Raw genomic sequence first — 741 nt, 5'->3', positions numbered from 1 at the left:
AACCCCTTTCAAAAATTCAAGATAATGACAATAATCTTGAATTTTAAGGAATAAGCGTGAAAATATCACGCTTATAGGCTAGAATGAGGGTGTCAGAACTACCTGGGAAACCTGGCTATGGCCCTGCGCAAAATCAGCGACCTCAAACCCGTCTTTAGCGGCGATAACGTTACCGAGTGGCAGTCCCCCAGCGGCACCCGCTACCGCTACGAGCGTGATCGGTGTGCCGTAGGGCAGGAAATGGGCCCCGGCACTGAGGCATACGATTGGCACGTGCTGGCTAAAAATAACCTGACCCATGCCAAGCGCAAGGTGTTTGAGCTGATCAACCTGGATGAATTCTGATGCCTCGCCCAAGAGCTATAAAGGCCGCCGAGGCGCCGCTGTGGCTGGCGGTGCTGCTGGGCTATTCGTTTGGCGATAAAGGCGCTCAGCGGGCCGCACGGCTCGATTTAGTGGGTATTGCACACGATGCCACGGCCTACCCTGGCGATATCCCCGGTTGGCGGCTTGCGGAGCTACTGCTGCGCTGGGCAGAACTGTATGTGTCGGCAGAGGATTGGAGACGCCTGCAAGCCCGTGTGAGAAAGCAACGCCGACAGTAGCTATGTGTTAACTCTCTCCATTTTTATCATGCCTGGTAATCTTTAATTTGCCGTCTTTTGGCGCTGGTTAGGGCGTTGTTTGCGGTATATGATATACGTGTATAGCACCTTCCAGGAGAAGCCATCATGTTGGCCA

General features: G+C 53.4%; 2 protein-coding genes. Both read left to right on the top strand.

Annotation, left to right across the window (positions count from 1 at the left end; all coding sequences use genetic code 11):
• Positions 1–117: 117 nt before the first annotated feature.
• Positions 118–345 carry a hypothetical protein gene (locus INT21_RS00105; protein WP_193084712.1) on the top strand — a complete coding sequence of 76 codons (228 nt, stop codon included), beginning with the start codon at positions 118–120 and terminating at the stop codon, positions 343–345.
• Positions 345–605 (top strand): hypothetical protein, encoded by a 261-nt coding sequence (locus INT21_RS00100; RefSeq protein WP_193084711.1) that lies wholly within the window; start codon positions 345–347, stop codon positions 603–605. The genes INT21_RS00105 and INT21_RS00100 overlap by 1 nt, the downstream gene beginning before the upstream one ends.
• The last annotated feature ends 136 nt before the right edge of the window (positions 606–741 follow it).

Origin of the sequence: Halomonas sp. 3F2F (assembly GCF_014897805.1) — a bacterium.
In the GTDB taxonomy this organism is placed as follows: Bacteria; Pseudomonadota; Gammaproteobacteria; order Pseudomonadales; family Halomonadaceae; genus Vreelandella.
This window is presented reverse-complemented; position numbering and strand designations above follow the sequence as displayed.